Raw genomic sequence first — 24,846 nt, forward strand, 5'->3', positions numbered from 1 at the left:
TATCGCGCTTACAACGTGTCGTCTCGCAGTTCGTTCACCCGCAACAGCCCGTCGCGGTAGCGTTGCTCCCGATACGCCGTGCGCCCGATCAGATGCGCGATGACCGGCGCGGTGAGCAGCGTGAACAGCCCCACCAGCGCCAGCAGCCAGATATTGCCGTGCCCGCGCAACTGGATCGCCACCCCTTCCAGAACCAGGATCAGGCCGACGACCTGGGGTTTGGTGGCGGCGTGCATGCGCGAGAGAGTGTCCGGAAAGCGCACGATGGCGATCGACGCGGTCAGCGCGAGTGTCGCGCCGCTCAGGATGAGGACGCCGGAGGCCAAGTGCCACAGATTCATACGTCATCCCGAACGCGGAATCGGGATACCGCTGCGGAGCCGAGGAAGCCGACCAGGGCCAGCGCGACGATCGCGGGAACGACCGTGGTGTCGTCGCTGTAGGCGGCCCAGACCGCCAGGCCGGAGGCGGCGATGGCCATCAGCGAATCGATGCCGACAACTCGGTCCAGGGTGCTCGGACCGGCCAGGATGCGGTAGCTGACGATCACCGCGGCGGCCATCAGCATGATGCCCGCCACAATCGCGACAACGTTCACGACTCCACCTCCGGAGTTGTTCGGGCCGAACGCCATTCGGTGGGGCGTTCGAACGACGAGATGAGCAGCCGCTCCAGCCGCCGGGTGATCCGGTAGAACGAATCGACCGCCTTTTCGCTGCTCATGTCCAGGACGTGCACATAGAAGACACAGCGCTGCCGGTCGATCTCCAGCACCATGGTGCCCGGAATCAGATTGAGCACATCGGCGCACAGCACCAGCACCAGATCGGATCGCACACTGAGATTCACCCGCAGCACACCGGAGACCGGCGGCGGCGCCGGACGGATCGCGAACCAGGCCACCTGCAGACTGGATTCCAGTGCGTAATACGAACTGACGACGATCAATTCGATCAGCGACAGCGGATGTAGGCGTCCGGATACCGGCACGCGCGGCAGCGGCAAGGTCAGCATGATCAATGCACCGACGACGAGACCGGCCAGCAGATTGCCCACACTGGGATCGCCCCAGAGCGTCAACCACACCCCCGTCAGCCATAACAGCACGCCTATGCGCACGACCGTCGATCGATTCGGGACAAGGCGACCGACGGTGCTCATCGGGTCGTTCCCTTCGCCTCGGCATGCGAATTGCCGAGCACCGCACCGACATACACCGCCGGATTGCTCAGATCGTCGGCGGCGCGGTCCGCGATGCGCAGAATCGGACCGGCGAATACGGTCAGGCACAGACCGACCACCACGAGCGCCGCCGTCGAGCCGACCATCAGCAACGGCATCCGCCCCGGATCGGTGCGCTCGTCATAGAGCACATCGGTCGAATCCTCCACCAGCGTCGGCGGTTTCGCCGCGGTGAGATGCCCCTCCGGCGCCTCGACGCGCGGTCGCCAGAATGCCTTGCTCCACACCCGCGCCATGGCATACAGCGTCAGCAGGCTGGTCAGCACCGACCCCGCGACCAGCACCCAGGCCAGTACGCTGCCGGCCGCCGCACCCGCCTGCAGTAATGCCACCTTGCCGATGAATCCCGAGAACGGCGGTATCCCACCGAGATTCAAGGCGGGCACCAGGAACAGGATCGCCAGCAGCGGACTCGCCGCCGCTAGACCACCCAGTCGTCGCAGTGATACCGATCCAGCCTGCCGCTCGATCAGTCCGACCACCAGGAACAGCGCCGTCTGCACCAGAATGTGGTGCGCCACATAGAACACCGCGCCGGAAAGGCCTTCGACGGTGGAGAGCCCGATGCCGAACACCATGTAGCCGATGTGGCTCACCAGGGTGAACGACAGCAGACGCCGGATATCGCTCTGCGCGATGGCACCGAAAATGCCGACCACCATGGTGAGCAGGCCGCAGACCAGCAGCACATCGTCGAATCCGCCGTCCGGGAACAGCAGAGAGTGCGTCCGGATGATCGCGTACACACCGACCTTCGTCAGCAGGCCCGCGAAAACGGCGGTCACCGGTGCGGGTGCGGTGGGGTAGGAGTCGGGCAGCCAGTTCGAGAGCGGGAAGACCGCCGCCTTGATGCCGAAGGAAACCAATAGCACCGCGTAGACGGCCATTCGAATACCGTTGGGCACCTGGCCCATTCGCACCGCGAGCTGGGCCAGGTTCAGTGTTCCGGTGGCCGCGTAGGCCAGCGCGATGCCGGTCAGGAAGATGAGCGAGGAAACCATCGAGACCATCACATACGCGATACCGGCGCGGATCCGGTCCGCGGTCGCGCCGACGGTGAGCAGCACGAACGATGCGGCGAGCAGGATTTCGAAGCCGACGAACAGGTTGAACAGATCACCGGCCACGAATGCGGCCGAAACACCCGCGGTGAGTACGAGATACGTCGGTCGATAGATCGAGGTCGGCTGGCGCTCGTCACCGTCGCGGATGTTCTGGCCCGCACCGTAGATCGAGACCGCGAGCAGCACGATCGCGGAGACGAGCAGCATGGCCGCGGATAGTCGATCGACCACCAGCGTGATGCCGATCGGCGTACCCCAACCGCCGACCTGCAACGCGGTGGTCCCGTCGCGATCGACCAGATACAACAGCACACCGCAGATGCCCACCACGACCGACAGCACGAAAATCATGACGAAGCGCTGGATGCTCGGCCGCCGCCCGAAAACCAGCGTGCCCGCCGCCCCGAGCAGGGGCACCAGGACCGGGAGCGGCGCGAGCGTGGTCAGCAGACTCAATGCTCCGGATCCTCTGCCTCGCGCCTGGCCGCGACCTCGGCGTCCTCCGGGTCGTTCTGCACGGTGTCGGTGGTGGTGAGGATGTAGGAGCGATAGGCGAGGGCGAGCACGAAGGCCGCCAGACCCATGGTGATCACGATCGCGGTGAGCACCATGGCCTGGGCCAGCGGATCGGCCATGTCCTCGCCCTCACCACGGATGGGTGGCCGACCGTCCCGTCCGCCTGCGGTCAGGATCAGCAGATTCACCGCATTGCCGAACAGGATCATGCCGAGCAGCATTTTCGAGACCGCGCGTTCGAGGATCAGATAGACACCGCATGCGACGAGAATCCCGATCAGGATCAGCAGGGTCAGATTCGCACTCACTGGAAACGTCCTTGCGCCGAAGCGGATGCGTCCTCGTCGGTGGCCAGCTCACTGTCCAGGCGCGCGCCGAGGCTGCGCAACACGTCCAGGACCAGCCCGACCACGATGAGATAGACGCCGAGATCGAAGAACAATGCGGTGACCACCTTGACGTGCCCGATCACCGGCACCGTCACCTCCACGATCGCCGACGACAGCGGCGGTGCGCCGAGCAGCAGTGAGGTGCTCGCGGTTCCCGCGGCCAGCGCAAGCCCGCCGCCGAGTAGATGACCCGCATCGACGGGCAGTGCCTCGCCGAGTTCGTAGCGGCCGCCCGCGAGATAGCGCAGCGTCAGTGCTAGTCCGGCGGTCAGTCCGCCCGCGAAACCGCCGCCCGGCGCATTGTGGCCGGAGAAGAAGAAATACACCGACAGCACCATGACGGTGGGGAAGACCAGTCGGGTGGTGACCTGCAGGACCATCGATCGTTCGCGCCGATCCACCAGCCGCCCCGCGGGCAACCAGCTGATCAGGTCCGGATCGTAGTCCGGGGAGTCCGCCGCGCGCGGCGCGCTGCCGAAACGTCTGCTGCGGAACACCAGCGATGCCACACCGGTCGCGGCCACGACGAGCACCGAGATCTCGCCGAGGGTATCCCAGGCCCGGATATCGACGAGCAGAACATTGACGGCGTTCTTGCCGCCGCCGAATGTGTATGCGGCATCGGGGATCAGGCGCCAGATGGGTTCGGTGGAGCGGGCCGCGACCGCGAAGGCGGCCAGCACCGCGACCGACGCACCGACCAGTGCCGACAGGATCGCCCGACGTACTTTGAATGCGGCCGTGCGGCTTTCGTCGATTTCGGCAGGGAAGGCCCGCAGCACCAGTACGAAGATCACCAAGGTCAGTGTCTCGACCAGGAATTGGGTCAGCGCAAGATCGGGTGCACCGTGCAGCGCGAAGATCACACCGCAGCCGTAGCCGGTGACGCCGACGACGAGCACGGCGGCCAACCGGTTGCGCAGCACCGTCGCGGCCAGCGCCATGACGGCCATGATCGCGCCGATGGCGACCTGGAACGGCGAATCCCACAGGCGTAGGCGAACTCCGGTGCGCGTGCCGAGCGCGAGCAGCACCGTCGGCAGCAGGATCAAGGTCACCAGGATCGCCGCCTGACTCAGTGGCAGCGAACCACGCTGCACCGCACCGGTCATCCGCAGCGACAGCCGGTCCATGGCGCGCAGGGTGGCGTCGTAGGCACGGTCGGCATTTCCGAGCATGGTCGCGGATTCGCCGATGCGACCACGCAGCTGGAACACCACGATGCCCGCGCAGATGATCAGGATCGTCAGTGCCAGTGGCACATTGAAGCCGTGCCAGAGTGTGAGATGCGAATCGAGCACGCCGGGAAGGGTTTTCGCGTAGGGGCTCAGCAGTTCGTCCATCCATGGCGCGCAGATTCCCGCTGCCAAGCTCCCAACCGCGAGCAAGGCGGGCGCAGCTGTGAACTGCGCGCCCGGAGCATGCCAGTGACCAGTTTCCGAATAACCCTGCTCCGCAAGGCGCACGTCCCCGTGCAGATCTCCACTCTCGGGCTCGCGGGACGGCAACTCCCTATCTGCAAAGGCTCCCCAAATGAACCGAATGCTGTAGCCGACGGTCAGCATGGACCCCAGCACCACCCCGACGGCCAACGCGACCCTGGCTGGTTCGGCAAGCACACCCGCATCCAACACCGCCGCCAGCGCACTTTCCTTGCCCACGAACCCGAGCAGCGGCGGAATCCCGGCCATGCTGAGCGCCGCCAACACCGCAACCCCGCACAGCACCGGCGCACGCCGCCCCAGCCCCGACAACTCCCGCAGATCCCGTGTACCGGCCCCGTGATCGATGATCCCGACCACCATGAACAAACACGCCTTGAACAGCGCATGCGCCACGATCAAGGCCGCACCGGCCAGCGCAGCATCCGGCGTCCCCAGCCCGACCAGCATGATCAGCAACCCCAACTGGCTCACCGTCCCGAAGGCGAGCACCAGCTTCAGATCCGTTACCTGCAACGACCGCAATCCTGCCAGCACCATCGACGCCACGCCGAGGGTGAGGATCAGCGGATGCCAGGCCGGGCTTTCCGCGAATGCCGGCGCCAACCGCGCCACCAGATAGACGCCCGCCTTCACCATGGCCGCCGCATGCAGATACGCGCTAACCGGTGTCGGCGCCGCCATCGCACCCGGCAGCCAGAAGTGCAGCGGCACGATCGCCGATTTGCTCAATGCCCCGACCAGCAGCAGCACCACCGCGACATCCACCGCGATGCCGGAGGGCGGTCCGGCGAGCAGATCCGACAGCAGATAACTGCCGCTCACCTGACCGAGGATGATCATCCCGACCAGCATCGCCAGCCCGCCCGCCCCGGTCACCAAGAGTGCCTGGATCGCGGCCCGCCTGCTCACCGCCTGTTCGGCATGGTGGCCGACCAACAGGAACGACAACACCGTCGTCATTTCCCAGAAGACGAAGAGCAGCAACATATTATCGCTGGTGACCAGGCCGAACATGGCCCCGGCGAAGGCGACCAACTGGGCCGCGAACACCTGCAGTCGCGGTTCGTCGTCCTCGAAATATCGTGCGCAATAAGCCAGAATCACCGCGCCGATGCCGAGCACCAGCGCGGACATGATGGCGGCCAGCGAATCGAAGCGCAGCTCGATGTTCATCTCGATGCTCGGCGCCCAACCGACCCGAACCCGCTGTGTCCTATCCCAATTCGCGATTACCCAGCCGAGACAGCCGAACGGCACGAGCGCGAGTACGTAGAAACCGTTGCGCCCCAACGCCCGCACGCACAACGGTGCCGCAAGTGCGGCTGTCACGAGCGCGAGCAGGATTCCGAGCAAACTGCACTCCGTCGGGTAGTTGCGGCGGGGTGATACCGAATGATCCTACTTGGAGCCTGGGGGTTTCGTCGGCCGAGCGAATATGGCGTATGCCATCTCCTGCCGGGTGGGCTATATATCCGCTAACGTTTCGTCGTCGACGGATCGCCCCGGCCTTGGTCGACTGCGCGGCCGGAATCGGCGCAGCACGAACAACCCGAGGGCCGAACCGACGGCGATCGCGAGCGCGGTCCGGCCGGCCAGCGCTTGATGGTCGGCGCCCCCGTTCAGCGGCCATTCGGCGGTGTCGTGCGGCAAGGCCGTGATGATCGACGGCAGATACAGCGCGGAAATGGCGAGCACCCCGCTCGGTGCGTAGCGAGGACGCGCGGTGCCACAGCAGTAACCGGCCGTCAGTGCCAGGACCGCACTGCCCGCCGCCGTCACATAGCGATGGGCGTCGGAGGATTTCACCAGGGCGAATACCGCGAGTCCGGTGATCAACAGGATGGCGATGAAGGTCGAGGGCAGGCGGACCCCGATCAGCAGTCCGACGGCGGTGGCCGCGATCAGCGCGGCGACGCTCCACCCGGGTCGCGGATTGCCGCCGATCGCCTCGGCGGCGGCCACCAGACTCACCGCCAGATACACCCCGGTGCCGTCACGCCCGGGTAGCAGCATGGCCGCGGCGGTGGCGGCGATGATCGTCGCGGCGACCGCCATCCCGATTTCGACCGCATGGCTGACGTTCGGTGCATGTTGATACTGCCGCGCCAGCCATTCGGTAATGGCCAGGATGACCAGTGCCAGCACCATCGAGGCCAGGATCGGCGTGACCGGAAGCTCGACAGCGATCCGCTGCGGCTTCGATCTCTCGGGCTGGGACCGATTGCGCAGCGTACTGATGATCAGCAGGACCACCGCGACGCTGACGAGCCAGCGTGGCGGTGTCTCGAGCACCGCGTATGGATTGTTGTCGGCGATCTCCAGCAGTTCAGCGAGATCACCGAAGACGAAGAACCCCGCGGCGCCGATCGCGAAGCCGGCCGCGGGACCCGGTCGGCGCAGCACCGCCGCGCCCAATGCGCCGAGCAGCACACCTGCCAGAATCGAATCCAGATAGTTCTGGGTGGTCAGCAGGTCGGCCGAGGAAACATGGCGTCCGGCGAAGTGATTGATGTCCATGGCGATCGCGCCGAACAGTGCTGCCGCCCATGCCACCAGCGGCTTGCGGAAGGTGATCACCAGCACCGCGACGGCCACCGCGACGATCACCCCGATCGCGGCACCGCGCGGGACGCTGTTGTTCAGGCTGGCCAACCGATACGGCGAAGTGTCGGCGCTCCAACTGAAGGTGATCGGCAGGAACATTGCGACGCCCGCGACCACGGCCCCGAAGAAGGCCGTGATCGTGTCGATCGCATTGCCGATCTTGTGCACCTGGTCGAACTTACCCGCGCTCGACGCGGGAACCGGTGATTGCGCCCATATTGCCCGAATATGTCGGAAAATGCGGAAAGTGCAGGAAGGAAGCGATTACCGGGAGATTGCGCCGATCGGTTATCGACGGTTGTCCGCGTACCGGCGCAACGACTCGACCTGCTCGGCATCGAGTGACGGACGCACCACCGCCCTGGCCGCCGCGACATCCCCGGCGGTGACATCGGCGGCGTCCACATCCCGGCGCATCGCGGCCAATGCGGCTTCGCGCAGCATCGCACTGCAATCGGCCGCGGAATAGCCGTCCAGATCGGCGGCGAGGGCGGCCAAGTCGACATCGGCGGCCAGCGGCACCGATTTCCCGGCTGCCCGCAGGATCTCCAGTCGGGCATCGCCATCCGGCGGCGGCACGAAGATCAGCCGTTCCAATCGGCCGGGGCGCAGCAGTGCGGGATCGATCAGTTCCGGACGGTTCGTCGCGCCGAGTACCACCACATCGCGCAGCGGCTCCACACCGTCGAGTTCGGTGAGCAGTGCCGCGACCACGCGGTCACCGACGCCGGAGTCGCTGTTCTGACCGCGCCGCGGCGCGAGTGCGTCCACCTCGTCCAGGAAGATCAGCGATGGCGCGGAATCGCGTGCGCGCTGGAACAATTCGCGCACCGCACGCTCGGAAGCGCCGACCCATTTGTCCATCAACTCGGCGCCCTTGACCGCATGCACGCTGAGCTGACCGGTCCCGGCCAGTGCACGGATCAGGAAGGTCTTACCGCAGCCCGGCGGGCCGTAGAGCAGTACGCCGCGCGGCGGACGAATACCGAGGCGGGCGAACGAATCCGGGTGGCGCAGCGGCCAGAGCACGGTTTCGGTGAGCGCTTCTTTGGTTTCGACCATGTCCCCGACGTCGTCCAGGCTGAGGCTGCCGATCGCGAGTTCCTCGGTCCCGGAACGTGATAGCGGCCGGATCACCTCGGTGGCGCCGAGCAGGTCGGGTTGGGTCAGCTCCGGCTCCGACTGTTGTTTGCTGGCCCGCGAGGCCGCGCGCAGTGCCGCTTCCCGGCACAGCGCGGCCAGATCGGAGACCACGAATCCGGGTGTGCGCGAGGCGATTTCGTCCAGCTTCAGGTCCTTGGTCGGTACCTTGCGCAACAGCTGCTCGAGCAGTGCCTTGCGTACGGCCGCGGTCGGCAGCGCGAGTGCGAGTTCACGATCGCAGAGATCGGGTGCGCGCAGCCGCGGATCGGCACCGGCCGGATGCGCGGTGGTAGCCAGCAGTGCCACGCAGGGCTCGGCGATCGCCGCGCGCAACTGGTCCAGGATCAGCGTGGCGACCGGTTCGGCCGGTGCGGGCAGCAGTGCGTCGATATCGGTGACGAGCAGGATTCCGCCCCGCCCGGAACCGATTTCGGCGACCGCGGCCGCGACCTCGCGCAACCGTGCACCGCTTTCGGCCGCGCCGACCGTCGGACCATCCAGTTCGACAATGCGTCGTGGCGCTGCCACCGCACGCGCCAGCGTGGCCTTGCCGACCCCGGCCGGGCCGGTGATCAATACCCCGAGATGCGGTGTGGCGCCCAGGGCCTTCAGCAGTTCCGGTTCGTCGAGCGCGAGGCTGAGCCACTCCTGGAGTTTCGCCGCCTGCCCATGCGCACCAGCCAGGTCCTCGACCGGAATGGCCGACTCGCCGACGCTCGCGGTCCAACCCGCGCCCGCCCCATTGGTCGCGGCCAGCGCCGCGGCCTCGGTGGCCCCACGCGCGGCCTCACCCGCCGGTACCGGCAGCCCGGCCGCCGCCCGATCGGCGGAATCCCGGGCCGCCACCGCACTCGCGCCCCAGACCACCGCTGTATTCGGCTGCACACTCACCGGAGTACGGCCGGGATCGGTCGCGGTGACGGTCAGCAGCTCGGTGGTCCACGCGATGCCGAAGGTGCGCGAAAGTGCCTGGGTGGCAGCCGAAGAACTGATATCCGGACCGAGATCGCGGGGCAGTAGCGATACCGCGTCGCCGACCGTGACCACCTTGCCGAGCAGCGCCTGCCGCAGCGTCGCCGCCGGAATGGTCCTGGTGGCATGCACCGAACCGCTCACCGAGATCTGCTTGGCGCCGTACACCGTCGCGGGGGAGACCACTACGTTCGCGTCCTCGCGCAGCCCCGCGTTGGACAGCGTGACGTCGTCGAGCAGTGCCACCCCGGCCGGTGTACCTGACGGGGCCACACCGACCACCGCGGCGGTGCGCCGCGCGCCGATCAGCGCGATACCGTCCCACTCCCGCAGGCCGAGCGCGGTCAGCGCCTCCGGATGTAACCGGACCACCCCGCGCCTGGCATCTGCGGCGGAGGGATTCAGTCGAGCGGTGAGCGCGAGTTCTGCCACCGTGTCATTCTGCCCGCGTCCGGCCCCGGTTGGTCGGCGGTCCGTCGGATAGATCCGAGATCATGCGGAAAATCGTCGATGGCGAGTGCCCCGATCCGCTAATGCGCCCTGAATCCGAAATTGTGAATGTACTCACGGAACCGAAAACGTCCGCGAAACGTCGTCGATATTCCCGATCGGACGTGTAGTCGCGGCAGTGCGTTCTGACCAGTGATTTCGCCCCGGAGACTGGTACATCTGTCCGAGTTGAGCTCATTGGACTCGGTTAATCACGCCGACCACCGCGGATCGGCCGGTATCTACGGCTTACTCGCGATATGACGGGCGACCGTTGCCGAGTTAGAAGCTCGGCTCGAGCAAATGTGAAACGTCACTCACGTTGCCTGACTGCATCTCAAATCGAACCGCCGAACTGCGGACAGCTAAACTTCGGCAATTGTCACGATTTCATGATTGACGAACCCCGATGTGCGACAACGATTTCCGCGCGCTAACGTTCTGGTCCCGCCCCTTGTCCGGGCGGGACAACAAAGTGGAGGGAATTCAAGAAATGAAGTTCGGAAAGATCACTACTGCTGTCTTCATGGCCGTCACCGCGGTGGGGATTACCGCGGCTACCGCCAATGGGCAGCCCGCCGTGGCGACCGACCAGCCGGCGGCAGTGACGCGGGGGGACGTGACTTCTGGTGTTGTACACGGAATCAACTACCACACAACGGTTTCCCCAACTGATAAGACCATCACCTGGGCGGTTGACAGCGGCCGGTTCGAGCTCGCCTCGGACGGTGCCGCAGTGCTGCTGAAGTCCGACGACGGTGCGACGGTGGACCAGGTGCCGCTGCACTCCGAGGTCGCGGGCCTCCCGATCGCGGTGAGCCAGCAGATCAGCGCGGACGGCCGCACCGTCGCGCTGGCTTCGACGATGACCCCGGCGGACACCGCGAAGCTGAACGACATTGCCGGGCTGAAGGACATCAGCTCCTACGACCGGCTGATGGAGCAGGTCAACAAGAACCTGCCTGGCATCGTCATCGGTGCCGTCATCGGGGCTTTCATCCCCTTCCTGTGGATCATCAGCATCCCGGCCGGTGCGCTGATCGGCGGATACGTCATGGGCGGCCAGGAGTTCCTCGACGCCGTGATCGCGTTCGCCACCGGTCAGCCCTGATCGTCGCGCCATAAGTAGAACGCGCGTACACAGCGCCTGCCCGCTGTGTACGCGCGTTCTGTCTATGTGCCGTCGATGCCGCGACCGAGCAGCGCGGCCCTACTTGTCCTTTGCGACGATTCCGGCGGCCACCGCGACCGGGGTATCGGCGTAGGTGGGGGCCAGGCAGACGAGTTTGGCGGTGCCGAGTGCGACGTTCGGGCTGCCCTCGAACTCACTGCCCGGATTCTCCGCGAGCACCTTCTCGATCAACTCCTTCTCCTCGGTGCTGTCCAACTTCTTGAACTCACCGCAGGTGGTGCTCGACGCGGTGCCGAGCGAGGGGTAGCTCGCCGTGGTCTTGGTGGTGGTCGGTGCGGCGGCGGCCGTGGTCGGCGCCGCGCCGGTCGCGGACGTGGTGCCAGCGGGCGTACTGGTGCCCGTCGCGCCCTTGCGCAGGCCATTCGCGTCGGAGCTGGAATCGTCCGAACTGCCACATCCGGCCAGCGCGACGGCCACCGCCCCGGTGGCTAGGACGATGGCGGTAACTCGCTTGATCACGTGCGTTCCCCGGTGACTCGCGGCGCCGGAGTCTCCGGCGCGTCCGGAGCAGGGTACCGGGTGGGAGCGTTGTCAGTGGATGCGACTCTGCCAATCGGCGGGCACCCGGCCGCGCGGCCCCGGGGCGGGCTGGTCCACCGGATGATGTGTCGGCGGTGCCAGTTCCGGTCCGCCGCTGTACATCTCGTCGGAGCGGAAGTCGAAGAACCAATCCTCGCCCGGCTCATAGCTCTGGATGAACGGATGTCCGGTGTCCTTGGCATGTTTGGAGGCGTGCTGCTCCGGCGAGGTGTCGCAGCAGCCGATATGGCCGCACTGCGCACAGCGCCGCAGGTGCACCCACCAGCCCTGGGCCGCTTCACATTCCATACAGCCCGGACCGCTCGGCGCGACCGCGGGATCGATACCCTCCAACTCCTGCGTCATCACTGACCTCCTGCATCGGCTTCGGAACGGTCGCCGGAATCCGGCATTTCCTCGGGACGGCTCAGGGGGAGCCAGACCGTGAATCGGGTATTGCCCGGCTCGGAATCGAGCCGGATATCGCCGTGGTGCTTGTTCACCACGATCCGGAACGAAATGTCCAGGCCGAGACCGGTTCCCTCGCCCACCGGCTTGGTGGTGAAGAACGGTTCGAAGATACGGCTGCGCACGTCGGCCGGAACGCCGGGGCCGGTATCGCCGATCTCGATCACGGCGCAGTCGTTTTCGTGCCTGGTCCGGATGGTGAGCGTGCCCTCGCCGTTCATCGCGTACACCGCGTTATCGATCAGGTTGGTCCACACCTGATTCAATTCCGCCGCGTAGCAGGGCACTTCGGGCAGTGTCCGGTCGTACTCCTTGACCACCTTGACGCCGTCGCCGATCTTGCGACTCAGCATCACCAGCGTGCTGTCGAGCAGTTCGTGGATGTCGACCACCTGGAACGGCGCCCGGTCCATCTGCGAATACTGTTTGGCCGCGCCGATCAGGGTGGAGATGCGCGTGGTCGAATCGGCGATCTCGTTCATCAGCAGTTCGGTCTCGATGGTGTAGTTCAGCCAGCGGATCGCGCCCTGGAAGACCTGGTCGGGGCAGTCCTCCAGGGTGGCCGAAACCCGTTCCAGCCAGTCCACGTCGAAACCGGCTTGCACGAAATTCGGGGCCAGGTTCCAGGCGTCCTCGATGCCGTGGTCCTCCAGCCATTCGCTGAGGCTGTCCTCGCGCTCGGAGGCCTCCAGCGTGGTCAGCTCCGGCGCCTTGGCGACCTGGGCGGCGGCCTCCTCCTGCAGGCGCACCAGCGCTTCCAGGGATTCGGTATCGAATTTGCCCTGGGCCATCATGGCCAATTTGTGCCGCATGCCCGCGACCCGATCGCGCAGGCCGGAAGTGGCGCGCACCGCGGCGGCGGCTGGATTGTTCAGCTCATGGGTCAGACCCGCCGACAAGGAGCCCAATGCGAGCAGGCGTTCGCGCTGGGCGATCCGCTCGATGTTGCTGCGGTTACCGAAGAATGCGCCCTCGAGCAGGTGCACGGCCATCGGGAACCAGTCGTGCATCATCCGCGCGAAGGCGCCCGCATCCAGTACGAAGAACCGGGACCGACGGGTCACGTACATCGAACCGGTGTAGGTCTGGTCGACCTTGTCGCCGAGATAGGCGGTCCACGCACCCGCGTACGCGCCGCGATAGTCGGTGCGCGACATCTCGATCTCGGTGCCGCCGGACAGCTTGGTGAGCTGCACCTCGCCCTCGATCATCACGTAGAAGCAGGTGGCCGGATCACCCTCCCGGAAGACCAGTCCCGTTTCGATGATCTCGATGCGGCCATGAGCGCACAGCAACTCCAGCTGTTCGTCGGTAAGCTTCTCGAACAGAAAGAGGCTGCGTAGCTCCTCGGGATCGCAGACCAGATGACTGCTGCGATCCGCTGTCTCCTTCGAATTCATGGTCCAGCCTCCTATCACGCCAGGTACCGATGCACGAGCATGACCGCCATCGCACCCTCGCCGACCGCCGAGGCGACCCGCTTCGCCGAATCGGCGTGCACGTCACCCGCGACGAAAACGCCGGGGACGCTGGTCTCCAGGTGATGCGGCGGTCTGGGTAGCTCCCAGCCCGCGGGTCTGGTTCCGTCGACGAGCAGATCGGGACCGGCCAGCACATAGCCCGCCTCGTCCCGCTTGACCACGCCGTCGAGCCAGTCGGTCTGTGGTGCGGCACCGATGAACAGGAACAACCGTTCGGCCTCGGCTTTTTCTTCCGCGCCGGTCCGGTTGTTGCGCACCACGATCTGCTGCAGGTGATCGTCGCCGTCGGCGGCGATCACCTCGGTATCGGTATGCACGCGGATATTCGGTATTTGCGCGATCTGTTGGATCAGGTAATGCGACATGGACTTCTCCAGCGAATCCGCCCGGACCACCAGATGCACCGTGCGCGCGTTGCGGGACAGGAATACCGCCGCCTGCCCCGCCGAATTCGCTCCGCCGACGATGTAGACATCGTGGTCGGCGCATTCGGAGGCCTCGGTCATGGCCGAGCCGTAATAGACACCGCGCCCGGTGAAATCGTCCACACCCGGGGCGGGATGACGCCGGTAGTCCACACCCGTCGCGATGATCACCGTGTGCGCGCACAGTCGCCCGCCGTCGGCGAACCGCACGGTGCGCGCGGACCCGTTCACCTCGAGCCCGACCACCTCGCGCGTGGTGATCACCTCGGCGCCGAACTTCGCGGCCTGCCGTCGCGCCCGATCGGCCAGCTGCGCGCCGGATAGCCCGTCCGGGAAGCCCAAATAGTTCTCGATGCGCGAACTCTGGCCGGCCTGGCCGCCGGTCGCGGTGCGCTCGACGAGCACCGTGCGCAGTCCCTCGGAGGCGCCGTATACCGCCGCGCCGAGTCCGGCGGGTCCGCCGCCGACCACGATGAGGTCGTAGAAGTCACCGGCCGGATTGGTGTTCAGCCCGACACTTTCGGCGAGCTCGCCGTCGCTCGGCTGCACCAGTGCCTGCCCACCCGGGGTGATCACCACCGGACAGATATTGGGATCGGCGCCCGCCGCCTCCAGCAGCCGTGCGCCTTCCGGTTCCTCGGCAAGGTACCAGCGGTAGGGCAGTTGGTTGCGGGCCAGGAATTCGCGCACCTCCGACGACCGCGGGGACCAGCGGTTGCCGACAACCTTTGTCTCGGTGACGGGTTTGTGGTCGTTGCTGCGCCAGGCCTCGAGCAGTCCGTCCAACACCGGATACAGTTTCTCCTCCGGCGGATCCCACGGCTTGAGCAGATAGTGGTCGAGGTCGACGACATTGATCGCGTCGATCGCGGCGCTGGTATCGGCGTAGGCGGTCAGCAGCACGCGACGGGCATACGGGTGCAGGTCCATGGCCTGCTCCAGGAATTCGATGCCGTCCATGCCCGGCATCCGATAATCGGCGATCAGGACCGCGACCGGTTGGCCGCGCAGTTTCATCTCACGCAGTGCGTCGAGTGCGTCCGCGCCCGACTCCGCGCGCAGAATCCGGTACTCGGCCCCATAGCGGCGGCGCAGGTCGCGAACGACCGCGCGGGAGACTCCCGGATCGTCGTCGACGCTGAGGATGGCCGGTTTCGTAGCAGCGGGTGCAGTCACCTATCGAGTATGGAACGCGCGTCAAACGCGACGCTCGCGCACCAAGTCGAGTTCGGTGGGCGTGAGCAGGCGCTCCAGTTGTTCGTCGGGAAATGTCGGGCGTGCGATACGCGGCGCGAAGATGTCTCGAGTAGCGGGTGTCTCGGGTGTGATGGTGGGAAGCAGCGGGACCTGATCCCCGTGCCGATGATGTAAGAGCGAGCGCAGTTTCACGGCCGATCACCTCACGCTTGACGGAAAAGCTTGTGGCAGTGTCTGATGCTTCGTCTATCCGCCATTGTGCGCGCGCCATTACACGGCCGGGTAAACAAATCGCGAAAAAGTGACACATTTGTCTTCCAACAGCCGCCGACTAGGCTGTTGCCAAATCGTCAGGTCGTGCTACACGGACGTCCGTCGCACAGTTCTCCGGAGGCAACGTTGCCGAAAAATATCGAAGCTACGATCGAGATCGCCGCACCGCCGGAACAGGTCTGGGCCGTCGTCGCCGATCTCAAGCGGATGCCGGAGTTCAGCCCGCAGTGCGTCCGGATGCTCGCGCTCGGCACACCGAAGGCGGGCACCTGGACGATCAACCTCAATACCGACGGCAAGAAGTACTGGCCGACCACCGCGCGCATCGTGCGCTATCAGCCCAACCAGGCCTTCGCATTTCGGATCAACGAGAACCGCAGCATCTGGAGCTACACGCTGGAGCCGACCGCCACCGGCACGCGGCTGATCGAACGCCGTGATGTGCCCAACGGCACCAGCTGGTTCTCCCGCAGGGCCATCGATGCCGCGCTCGGCGGCGAGGCGCCGTTCGAGGAACTGCTCGAGCAAGGGATGAACGAAACGCTCGGCAAGATCAAGTCCGCGGTCGAGGCCGCCGCGTAGATCCCATCGCATCCGGCGTCAAATGGGAACACAGCCAACCGGACACGAGTCAGGCCTGGATCCGATGATGCGGACCAGGCGTTTTTCCGGTTCGGGGAATGCTATTTGCGGTCGAATTCGCTGTCGAGGCAGGCGCTGGAACCGGGCACCCCGACGGTGACCTTCAAGGTGAAGGTCACCACCTGGGGTCTGGGCTGAGTTACTGCCAGTTGGGAAGCGTCACGACCTGCGCGGCGTAGGAGAGACCGGCACCGAAGGCGATCAGCAGCGCCGTATCGCCCGGCTTCGACTCACCCTTGCGCAGCAACGCCTCCATGGCGAGCGGGATCGATGCGGCCGAGGTATTTCCGGTCTCCTCGATATCGTTGGCCAGCGCGCAGTGCTCGGGCAGCTTCAGCACCCGGGCCATGATCTCGATGATCCGGCCATTGGCCTGGTGCGGGATCATCGCGTCCAGGTCGTCGGTGGATAGGCCCGCGCGATCGATGGCGTCGCGGCAGACCTTCTCCAATGAATGTGCGGCCCACCGGAATACCGCCGTACCCTCCATAGCGAGGTAGGGCCGCACCGCGTCCAGGCCCTTCTCCTCGATTTCGGCGAAGTATTCCATCCAATCCTTGTCCTGGCGGATCGCATGGTGCTGAGTGCCGTCCGAACCCCAGACCGTGGGGCCGATGCCCTGTTCCTCCGACGGACCGACCACCACCGCGCCCGCGCCGTCGGCGAACAGGAAGGCGGTCGCGCGGTCCTTCGGATTGACGGTGTTGGTCAGTTTCTCCACGCCGATCACCAGCACATGGCTGGCGGTTCCGGCGCGCACCAGATCCGAGGCCAGTGCGAGCGCGTGACAGAAGCCGGCGCATCCGGCCGAAATATCGAATGCCGCCGTGCCGTTCATGCCGAGTTCGGTCGCGATCTGCGGCGCGGCCGCCGGAGTCAGCAAGAGGTGAGTGGAGGTGGCGACGATGACGCAGTCGACCTGCTCGACCTCGATTCCCGCGGATTCGAGCGCGCCACGAGAGGCCGCGACGCTCATGCTCTGAATCGTCTCCTCCTTCGAGGCGAAGCGCCGCGTTTTGATTCCGGAACGGGTGCGGATCCACTCATCACTCGAGTCGATGGGTCCGGCGACCTCTTCGTTGGTGACGATTCGAGCGGGGCGGTAAACGCCGAGCCCGAGGATCGCCGTGTGCTCAGCCCCTGTGGTTTGGGTGATTTGAGCAGCCATAATGCGTCTCCTATGTACCTGCGGCGGCGCCGCCGGGTTGTACCCCGAAAGCATCGAAATGAGTCCCTCATCGGCCGGCCGCCTACGTCACCGTAGACATGAGGCCCCCTCATATTAGCCCGTGTCGCGTGTGTTGGGCGTGCGTATTCTCACATTTGGCGGGTATACCTCCGAAGCACGCCCTGTGGTGCGGCGCGCTGCCCCAACTAGTGATTCGAGGACACCATGCTCGGACTCGGGATTATCGGGTGGATCATCATCGGCGGTCTCGCCGGCTGGATCGCCAGCAAGATTATGAAGACGGATGCGCAACAAGGCATCCTCCTCAATATCGTGGTCGGCGTGGTCGGCGGCCTGCTAGGCGGATTCCTCCTCAAATTGCTCGGCGTCGATGTCGAAGGCGGCGGACTCTGGTTCAGCTTCTTCACCTGCCTCGGCGGCGCGGTGATTCTGCTGTTCCTGGTGCGGCTGTTCACCGGCCGTAAAGCCATGAGCTGACCGCTGTGTTGGATTTGCGACGTTTGCGGGCCCTGCGTGGTCACCCAGGCTGCCTCCTTCGGGCCTGACGCAAACGCCGCAGTGCCACAGGCTCCGTTCCCGTAAGGTGTGAACGCTTGCGCCGGACCTATCGTTGAAGGGCGCAAACCGTCTGCATCGAGCACGAAAGAGGAGCCTGTGGCACGCCGTCCCACCCCGCCCGGCACGCCCGAAACGACCGGAGTCGGCCATGTCGTCGATCTGGTCCGGGCCGCGATCCCCCCGCTGCACCCCGCCGGGCTGCCGTTCGTCGCGGCGCCGCTTGCGGTGGCGGTCATCGGGGGTAAGCGCAAGTGGGTGCGCCGCACGGGTCTGCTGGCCGCAGCGGCCTGCGCGACCTTCTTCCGGCATCCGAACCGGGTGCCGCCGAACCGGGCGGGCGTGGTCGTCGCCCCGGCCGACGGCGAGATCGCTCTGGTCGATACTGCGACGCCGCCCGCCGAACTTGGTCTCGGCGATGCGCCGCTGCCGCGCGTGAGCATCTTCCTTTCGGTGCTCGACGTCCATGTGCAGCGCACCCCCATCTCCGGCACCGTGCGCACCGTGTTGCACCAGTCCGGTCAGTTCCGTTCGGCGGATCTGCCCGAGGCCAGTGCGGTGAACGAGCGCAACAGCATGGTCATCGACACCGCAGGTGGCGCGCAGCTCGTGGTCGTGCAGATCGCGGGTCTGCTGGCGCGGCGCATCGTCTGCGACGCGCAGGCCGGTGACAAACTGACCATCGGCGATACCTACGGCCTGATCCGTTTCGGGTCCCGGGTCGACACGTACTTCCCGGCGGGTACCGAATTACTCGTAGAACCCGGACAGCGCACGATCGGGGGCGAGACCGTGCTGGCCGTACTTTCCACCGACTCATGATGGAGCAGGCCCTGCCCACACCGCAGCGAAGGCGCCGGACCATCCGGCTGTTGCCGAGCATCGTGACGATCATGGCGCTGTGCGCCGGGCTGTCCGCGGTGAAGTTCGCCTTGGACGACCGGCTCGATATCTCCTTGGCGATGGTCGGCGCCGCGGCCGTACTGGACACCCTCGACGGCCGGCTCGCCCGGATGCTGGACGCCACCACCAAGATGGGCGCGGAACTCGATTCGCTCTCCGACGCCATCTCCTTCGGTGTCGCGCCCGGTCTGGTGATCTACATCGCGCTGCTGGACAGCAACAGCGCGGGCTGGATCATCGCGCTGGTTTTCGCGGTGAGCCTTGTGCTGCGCCTGGCCAGGTTCAACACTCTGCTCGACGACGACACTCGACCGCAGTGGTCGCGGGAGTATTTCGTCGGTGTCCCCGCACCGGCGGCGGCGCTGATCGCGCTGGTGCCGATCGGGCTGTACGTGCAGTTCGGTGACGGCTGGTGGGTCGGCTACTACGAGGTCGCGGCCTGGACCTTGTTCGCGGCGGCGCTGGCGGTCAGCACGATTCCGACGCTGGCCATGAAGTCGGTATCGGTGGCGCCGCAGGCGGCTGCCGGGCTGCTGGTGCTGACTGCGCTCGCGGCGGCGCTGCTGGTCACCTATCCGATCGTGCTGCTGCTGGTGCTGGTCGCGCTGTACCTCGGGCATATCCCGTTCGCCTGGCATTCGCAGCGCTGGGTGGCCGCGCGTCCGGAAACCTGGCAGCACAAGCCATCCGAACGCCGGGCCCAGCGGCGGGCGCAGCGGCGACGACCCGCACTGCGGCGTCCGGCGATCCGCGGGGCGAGCCGCCTGCGGCTGCGCAGTCCGGGTAAAGAGGGTCGGGCGGACGATCTGCACCACTGAGCTGTTGGGGCTTGCCTGGTATTCCTTAAGGAATCGTCTAGGTCGCGCGGGAATGCTGCGGCTATGAGCAGCGTTGCGGCACTTGGTGGTTTGGGCTTCTGGGGATTCGATCTGGGTCGGGTTCTCGGTGGTGGCCGGACCATCGGGTCGGCCACCGAACTGTCGAAGGCCGGATGGATCCCGACCGGTACCGTCATCTTCGGCGGCCGAGCACGGAAGAAGGTGGCGGTGGAACCGGATGGATTGCGCGAATTCCAGGCGCATCGCCCGCGCCTGTTCGCGCTCGCCTATCGGATGCTCGGCTCCGCGATCGAGGCCGAGGACGCGGTACAGGAGACCTACCTGCGCTGGGATGGCACCGACCGCAGCACGATTCGCTCGGCCGAGGCCTGGCTGACCACGGCGGTCGTGAATCTCTGCCGCACCTGGCTGGTTTCGGCCCGGGCCCGCCGCGAGACCTATGTCGGACCGTGGCTGCCCGAGCCGGTGCCGACCGCGCGCGGCGAGCTCGGGCCGTTGGAGACGGTGGAGGAGCGCGAGCTGGTGTCGCTGGCGCTGCTGACCGCATTGGAACGGTTGAGCCCGATCGAGCGGGCGGTTTTCGTGCTGCGCGAGGCATTCGGATACGCCCACCGGGAGATCGCGGACATGCTCGCGGTATCCGAGGCCAATTCGCAGCAGATATTCCGCCGGGCCGGTATCCGGGTGCGCGAGGGGCGCCCGCGCTTCGATGTTCCGGCCGATCAAGCCCGCGAGCTGATCGAGCGCTTCCTGAAGGCGGCTCGCATCGGGGATATCGAGGCACTGGAGCGGATGCTCGCGGCCGATGTCGTCTCGACCGCGGACGGCGGCGGTCAGGTCACCGCGGCGCGGCGCCCGATCGTCGGGGCTCCCGCGGTCGCGCGGTATGTGGCCGGACTGTTCCGGTGGGAGGTGCCGGGGATGGTGATGGCGCTGGAGGAGATCAACGGCGCGCTCGGGGTCGTCGTGCGGTTGGCGGGGGAACCTGCGCTGGTCGTCGGCGTGGACACCCTCGACGATGCGGTGACGGCGCTGCGCTTGATCGTCAATCCGGAGAAGCTTTCCTATATCGGGCGGGAGTGACGCGGGTCATTATTCGAGGCTGTCAGGGATCGGAGGGCTGCCCAGTCTAAGGGGTGTCGGCCGATCGAAAGGGAGCCACATCATGACCGGACAGCATCGAATCGTCGTCCTGGGCGCCGGATACGCGGGGTTGGCGGCGGCCCGCAGGTTGGCGCGCACCGCCCGCGACGCCCACATCACCGTTGTCGACGCCCGCGCGACCTTCGTCGAACGGGTGCGGCTGCACCAATACAGTGCGGGGCAGTCGATTCCGGAATGGGATCTGCGAGAGTTGCTCGAACCCAAGCGAATCCACTTCGTGCTGGCGTGGGCGCAGGGGATCGACGCCGACCACAAGCAGGTGATCCTCGACGGCGCACCGGATCTCGAATACGACTCGCTCATCTACGCGTTGGGCAGTACGAACGATCCGGCGGGCGTGCAAGGTGTGCCCGAATACGCGTATTCGGTTTCCACACCGGAGGATTCGGAGTTTCTGCGGTCCGGTATTCCGGCGGAGCGGATCGCGGTGGTCGGTGGCGGTGCCACCGGTATCGAACTGGCCGCGGAACTGGCCGAGGCCCGGCCGGATTCGCGGGTGGTGCTGCTCGGCTCGGATGAGCCCGCCTCCTGGCTGTCGACGCGGGCGCGCGACCATGTGCGACGGGTGCTGGAACGACTGGGTGTCGAGATCCGTTCGGATGCAAAGGTTATCGAGGTGACGCCGGAGGGCGTGCGATTGGCCGACGGGTCGGTCGTCGAGGCCGCAGCGACGGTGTGGACCGCCGGATTCGGGGTGCCGGAGCTGGCCGAGCGGGCCGGGCTCGCCGTGGACGGGCATGGTCGGGTGCTGACCGACGAGACATTGCGGTCGGTATCGCATCCGGATGTCTACGCGGCGGGCGACGCTGCCGTCATCGCGGGTCCGGGCGGTCGGGAACTGCGGATGGCCTGTGCGACGGCATTGCCCACCGGCAAGTACGCGGCCGATGCCGTTGTCGCACGGCTGGCCGGTTGCGCACCACGTGAGCTGCGGTTCCGGTACTTCTTCCAGTGCATCAGCCTTGGTCGGCGCGATGGCGTCATCCAGTTTCTGCACGCGGACGACTCGCCGGGGCGGACCGTGCTCACCGGGCGGACGGCGGCCTGGTTCAAGGAGCAGATCGTGCGTGGTGCGGCTGGGGCGGCGCGTCCCTGAATATCGTCAACTAACGGTTGACGGTACCGGATCGTCAACCTATGGTTGACGTATGGCAATCAACGTACGACTCGACGATCTGATCGAGGGCATCAAGAAGGCACGTCCGGACAATGTGCTCGACCAACTCTCCGATGCGGTGGTCGCGGCCGGGCATCTCGGCGAAGTGGCCGATCATCTGATCGGCCACTTCGTGGATCAGGCCCGCCGCTCCGGCGCCTCGTGGACCGATATCGGCGCCAGCATGGGCGTCACCAAACAGGCCGCGCAGAAGCGGTTCGTCCCCAAGGGGCCGGGTGATCCGGCGGCCATGGATCCCAATGCGGGCTTCGCGAAGTTCACGCCGCGCGCGCGGAAGATGGTGGTGGCCTCGCAGGAGGCGGCTCGCACCTCCGGTCATCTGGAGATCTCCATCGGACATCTGGTGCTGGCCCTGTTGTCCCAACCGGAAGGCCTCGGCGCCAGGGAGGTCATCGCGCAAGGGGTGCAACTCGACGCGGTCCGGGATGCGGCAAACGACGCCATCGCCCGGCAGCCAGCCGATCCGGCGAAGGTGCCTGCGCTCATTCCGTTCGGCGCCGAGGCCAAGAAGGTGCTCGAGCTGACCTTCCGTGAGGCACTTCGCTTGGGACACAACTACATCGGCACCGAACATGTCCTGCTCGCTTTGCTCGAACAGGAGAACGGTTCCGGAATCCTGTCCGATCTCGGCGTCGACAAGGCGAAGGCCGAAGCCGATCTGTCCGAACTGCTGTCGGTGATCGCCGCCGAGAAGTCATGAACACCCGGGCCGCGTTCATCGCTGGACGACGTCGAATTGCCTGGATAGTCATCGGCGTTCGATCTGCGCACGCGGCCAGGACACGGCAGCGCAGGGCCATCCGATCGCGGGGTATGTCGGTGCGCTCACGGATCCCGCTCGAATACCGTGAGCCGGTCGCTGCCTGACGGTGGCTCAGTTCTCCGGGACGTTGCGGGCGAGTTCGTCCAGCCAGGCGGCGGCCGAGGCGTCGCTCGGCGCACGCCAGTCGCCGCGCGGTGAAAGTGAGCCGCCCGAACCGACTTTCGGGGCATTGGGCAGGGTGGAGCGTTTGAACTGGCTGGTCTGGATGAAGCGGCGCAGGAATTCGGCGAGCCAGTGTTTGATGATCGGCAGGTCGTAGGTGTTGCGCTGGTCGGCCGGAATGAGGTCCGGCCAGCTGCCGCGGTCGCGCTCGGACCAGGCGTGCCGGGCCAGGTAGGCGACCCGGCTCGGGCGGTAACCGAAGCGCAGCATGTAGTAGAGGTGGAAGTCCTGCAGTTCGTAGGGGCCGACGGTGGCCTCGGAGCTCTGGCTCGGTGCGGTGGAATCGTGGCTGGGCACCAACTCCGGCGAGATCTCGGTCTGCAGGATCGATGACAGCACCCGGCCCGCCTCGGGGCCGAACTGATCGGTGTCGACCGCCCAGGCGATCAGATATTTGATCAGTGTTTTGGGGACCGAGGCGTTCACACTGTAGTGCGCCATATGGTCGCCGACGCCGAAAGTGCACCAGCCCAAGGCGAGTTCGCTGAGATCGCCGGTGCCGACCACGAGTGCGTTGTGCTGGTTGGCAAGTCGGAACAGATGCGAAGTGCGCTCGCCCGCCTGCACATTCTCGTAGGTGATGTCGTACTGCGGAATACCTTCGGCGGCAGGGTGATTCAGGTCGCGCAGCATCTGGGTGGCGGACGGGCGGATATCGATCTCCTGCGCGGTCACGCCGAGCGCGTCCATCAGCGCGTGTGCGTCGGTGCGGGTTCGGGTGCTGGTCGCGAAGCCGGGCATGGTGTAGGCCAGCACATTCGCGCGCGGCAGTCCGAGCCGGTCCATGGTTTTGGCCGCGACGATCAGCGCCTGGGTGGAGTCCAATCCACCGGATACACCGATGACCAAGCGCTGACTGCCGGTCGCACGCAACCGGGTGCTCAGGCCCTCGACCTGGATGTGATGCACCTCTGCGCACCGTTCGTTGCGCGCGGCCGGATCGCTGGGAACGTAAGGGAAGCGCTGGATTTCGCGCCCAAGGGTGATGGCACTCGTCGGAACCGGCAACTCGACCTCGATACGCCGCAGCCGCACCAGCCGGTCGCGGTGATCGTGCACATTGTCGGCGAAACTGGTGGTGCGAATGCGATCCGCGGCCAGTCGCTGCAGATCGAGATCTGCGGTGATCAACTGGGGATGGTCGCAGAACCGCTCGCCCTCGGCGAGTAGATCCCCGTTCTCACAAACCAGCGCCTGTCCGTCCCAGGCCATATCGGTGGTCGATTCACCGTGTCCCGCAGCCGAATACAGATAGGCGGCCAGATAGCGCGCGGAATGCGAGGTGCACAGCGCGCGCCGGTAGTCGGCCTTACCGATGACGATATTGCTCGCCGACAGATTGACCAGCACCGTCGCACCGGCCAGCGCGGCATATCCACTGGGCGGCAACGGAACCCAGCCGTCCTCACAGATTTCCAGGTGGAATACGAAGCCGTCGAGATTGGTCGCGGTGAACAACAGATCGGATCCGAACGGCACCCGCTGACCCGCGATCGTGATGTGGTCGTCCAGGGTCTCGCGTGCCGCCGCGAACTGGCGCTTCTCATAGAACTCGCGATAGTTCGGCAGATAGCTCTTGGGTGCGGCGCCGAGCACCGTGCCGCGGCATACCGCGATGCCGCAATTGAACAGTCGCCCCTGCGTCCGCACCGGCGCACCGATCACCAGCACCGTATCGATCTCCGCGCTCGCCACGACGAGCTGCTCGATTGCCGCGGCCACCGCGTCGTCGAGCGCATCCTGGTGGAACAGATCGTCGGCGGTGTAGCTGGAGAGTCCGAGTTCGGGAAAGACCGTCAGCACCGCGCCGTCGGCGGCCGCTTGCCGAGCGAGCTCGAGCGTCTGCTCGACATTGAACGCGGGATCGACGACCCGGATCCGCGGCACCGCGACCGCCACCCGCGCGAACCCGTGTCGATAGAGCGAATCGAACGGCAATGCGGGCACGGGCGTCCCCCTTCGGGATCGTTGAT

The 24,846-nt window shown here is 66.2% G+C and carries 23 protein-coding genes; 8 read left to right on the forward strand and 15 right to left on the reverse strand.

Annotated features, from left to right (window positions below):
- Nucleotides 1-8: 8 nt before the first annotated feature.
- The 8 genes from mnhG to ACFYOW_RS36590 all read right to left on the reverse strand — a co-directional run bounded on the left by mnhG (nt 9) and on the right by ACFYOW_RS36590 (nt 9,807).
- Nucleotides 9-341 carry a monovalent cation/H(+) antiporter subunit G gene (gene mnhG / locus ACFYOW_RS36555; protein WP_063044911.1) on the reverse strand — a complete coding sequence of 111 codons (333 nt, stop codon included), beginning with the start codon at nt 339-341 and terminating at the stop codon, nt 9-11.
- Nucleotides 338-598 (reverse strand): monovalent cation/H+ antiporter complex subunit F, encoded by a 261-nt coding sequence (locus ACFYOW_RS36560; RefSeq protein ID WP_062990242.1) that lies wholly within the window; start codon nt 596-598, stop codon nt 338-340. Before ACFYOW_RS36560 ends, mnhG begins: the two co-directional genes overlap by 4 nt.
- Nucleotides 595-1,161, reverse strand: coding sequence for a Na+/H+ antiporter subunit E (locus ACFYOW_RS36565; protein ID WP_387294621.1), 567 nt, complete (start codon nt 1,159-1,161; stop codon nt 595-597). Before ACFYOW_RS36565 ends, ACFYOW_RS36560 begins: the two co-directional genes overlap by 4 nt.
- On the reverse strand, nt 1,158-2,762 hold the full coding sequence (locus tag ACFYOW_RS36570; protein WP_387294622.1) for a Na+/H+ antiporter subunit D: 1,605 nt from the start codon (nt 2,760-2,762) through the stop codon (nt 1,158-1,160). Before ACFYOW_RS36570 ends, ACFYOW_RS36565 begins: the two co-directional genes overlap by 4 nt.
- Nucleotides 2,759-3,130, reverse strand: a complete 372-nt coding sequence (locus tag ACFYOW_RS36575; RefSeq protein ID WP_387294623.1) for a Na(+)/H(+) antiporter subunit C — start codon at nt 3,128-3,130, stop codon at nt 2,759-2,761. Before ACFYOW_RS36575 ends, ACFYOW_RS36570 begins: the two co-directional genes overlap by 4 nt.
- Nucleotides 3,127-6,009, reverse strand: a complete 2,883-nt coding sequence (locus ACFYOW_RS36580) for a Na+/H+ antiporter subunit A (RefSeq protein WP_387294624.1) — start codon at nt 6,007-6,009, stop codon at nt 3,127-3,129. Before ACFYOW_RS36580 ends, ACFYOW_RS36575 begins: the two co-directional genes overlap by 4 nt.
- Before the next feature lie 111 nt (nt 6,010-6,120).
- Complete coding sequence (locus tag ACFYOW_RS36585; protein ID WP_387294626.1) at nt 6,121-7,428, reverse strand: hypothetical protein; 1,308 nt, start codon at nt 7,426-7,428, stop codon at nt 6,121-6,123.
- Nucleotides 7,429-7,548: 120 nt separating this feature from the next.
- Nucleotides 7,549-9,807 (reverse strand): AAA family ATPase, encoded by a 2,259-nt coding sequence (locus ACFYOW_RS36590; protein ID WP_387294627.1) that lies wholly within the window; start codon nt 9,805-9,807, stop codon nt 7,549-7,551.
- A gap of 550 nt (nt 9,808-10,357) precedes the next feature.
- Between ACFYOW_RS36590 and ACFYOW_RS36595 the strand changes: the two genes are divergently transcribed.
- On the forward strand, nt 10,358-10,975 hold the full coding sequence (locus ACFYOW_RS36595; RefSeq protein WP_387294628.1) for a hypothetical protein: 618 nt from the start codon (nt 10,358-10,360) through the stop codon (nt 10,973-10,975).
- A 99-nt stretch (nt 10,976-11,074) separates the two neighbouring features.
- Here ACFYOW_RS36595 and ACFYOW_RS36600 read toward each other — a convergent pair whose 3' ends face one another.
- The 5 genes from ACFYOW_RS36600 to ACFYOW_RS36620 all read right to left on the reverse strand — a co-directional run bounded on the left by ACFYOW_RS36600 (nt 11,075) and on the right by ACFYOW_RS36620 (nt 15,338).
- A complete protein-coding gene (locus tag ACFYOW_RS36600) occupies nt 11,075-11,515 on the reverse strand; it encodes a hypothetical protein (RefSeq protein WP_387294629.1) in 441 nt (146 codons plus the stop codon).
- Nucleotides 11,516-11,587: 72 nt separating this feature from the next.
- Complete coding sequence (locus tag ACFYOW_RS36605) at nt 11,588-11,941, reverse strand: UBP-type zinc finger domain-containing protein (protein WP_357476544.1); 354 nt, start codon at nt 11,939-11,941, stop codon at nt 11,588-11,590.
- Nucleotides 11,941-13,443 carry an ATP-binding protein gene (locus ACFYOW_RS36610; protein WP_387294630.1) on the reverse strand — a complete coding sequence of 501 codons (1,503 nt, stop codon included), beginning with the start codon at nt 13,441-13,443 and terminating at the stop codon, nt 11,941-11,943. The genes ACFYOW_RS36605 and ACFYOW_RS36610 overlap by 1 nt, the downstream gene beginning before the upstream one ends.
- Nucleotides 13,444-13,457: 14 nt before the next feature.
- Nucleotides 13,458-15,125: an FAD-dependent oxidoreductase gene (locus tag ACFYOW_RS36615; RefSeq protein ID WP_387294631.1), complete on the reverse strand. Its 1,668-nt coding sequence runs from the start codon at nt 15,123-15,125 to the stop codon at nt 13,458-13,460.
- 21 nt (nt 15,126-15,146) lie between these two features.
- A complete protein-coding gene (locus ACFYOW_RS36620) occupies nt 15,147-15,338 on the reverse strand; it encodes a hypothetical protein (protein WP_387294632.1) in 192 nt (63 codons plus the stop codon).
- Nucleotides 15,339-15,545: 207 nt separating this feature from the next.
- On the opposite strand from ACFYOW_RS36620, the gene ACFYOW_RS36625 reads away from it, so the two are divergent.
- A complete protein-coding gene (locus ACFYOW_RS36625; protein ID WP_387294633.1) occupies nt 15,546-16,001 on the forward strand; it encodes an SRPBCC family protein in 456 nt (151 codons plus the stop codon).
- A 199-nt stretch (nt 16,002-16,200) separates the two neighbouring features.
- Here ACFYOW_RS36625 and ACFYOW_RS36630 read toward each other — a convergent pair whose 3' ends face one another.
- Nucleotides 16,201-17,229 carry a beta-ketoacyl-ACP synthase III gene (locus ACFYOW_RS36630; RefSeq protein WP_387294634.1) on the reverse strand — a complete coding sequence of 343 codons (1,029 nt, stop codon included), beginning with the start codon at nt 17,227-17,229 and terminating at the stop codon, nt 16,201-16,203.
- A 225-nt stretch (nt 17,230-17,454) separates the two neighbouring features.
- Here ACFYOW_RS36630 and ACFYOW_RS36635 point away from each other — a divergent pair, with 225 nt between their 5' ends.
- From ACFYOW_RS36635 to ACFYOW_RS36660, 6 genes are all read left to right on the forward strand, one after another.
- On the forward strand, nt 17,455-17,727 hold the full coding sequence (locus ACFYOW_RS36635; RefSeq protein WP_063044923.1) for a GlsB/YeaQ/YmgE family stress response membrane protein: 273 nt from the start codon (nt 17,455-17,457) through the stop codon (nt 17,725-17,727).
- 177 nt (nt 17,728-17,904) lie between these two features.
- On the forward strand, nt 17,905-18,627 hold the full coding sequence (locus ACFYOW_RS36640) for a phosphatidylserine decarboxylase (RefSeq protein ID WP_387294635.1): 723 nt from the start codon (nt 17,905-17,907) through the stop codon (nt 18,625-18,627).
- Entirely contained in the window at nt 18,627-19,526 is a 900-nt protein-coding gene (locus ACFYOW_RS36645; RefSeq protein WP_387294737.1) for a CDP-alcohol phosphatidyltransferase family protein, read from the forward strand. The genes ACFYOW_RS36640 and ACFYOW_RS36645 overlap by 1 nt, the downstream gene beginning before the upstream one ends.
- Before the next feature lie 228 nt (nt 19,527-19,754).
- Entirely contained in the window at nt 19,755-20,630 is an 876-nt protein-coding gene (locus ACFYOW_RS36650) for an RNA polymerase sigma-70 factor (protein ID WP_387294738.1), read from the forward strand.
- A gap of 82 nt (nt 20,631-20,712) precedes the next feature.
- On the forward strand, nt 20,713-21,807 hold the full coding sequence (locus ACFYOW_RS36655; protein WP_387294636.1) for an NAD(P)/FAD-dependent oxidoreductase: 1,095 nt from the start codon (nt 20,713-20,715) through the stop codon (nt 21,805-21,807).
- A 52-nt stretch (nt 21,808-21,859) separates the two neighbouring features.
- On the forward strand, nt 21,860-22,588 hold the full coding sequence (locus ACFYOW_RS36660; protein ID WP_387294637.1) for a Clp protease N-terminal domain-containing protein: 729 nt from the start codon (nt 21,860-21,862) through the stop codon (nt 22,586-22,588).
- A 174-nt stretch (nt 22,589-22,762) separates the two neighbouring features.
- Here ACFYOW_RS36660 and ACFYOW_RS36665 read toward each other — a convergent pair whose 3' ends face one another.
- The gene (locus tag ACFYOW_RS36665; protein ID WP_387294638.1) at nt 22,763-24,820 is read right to left on the reverse strand and encodes an NAD(+) synthase; all 2,058 of its coding nucleotides are present in this window, start codon (nt 24,818-24,820) and stop codon (nt 22,763-22,765) included.
- Between the last annotated feature and the right edge of the window lie 26 nt (nt 24,821-24,846).

This window comes from Nocardia sp. NPDC006982, from assembly GCF_042869435.1.
Taxonomy (GTDB): Bacteria; Actinomycetota; Actinomycetes; order Mycobacteriales; family Mycobacteriaceae; genus Nocardia.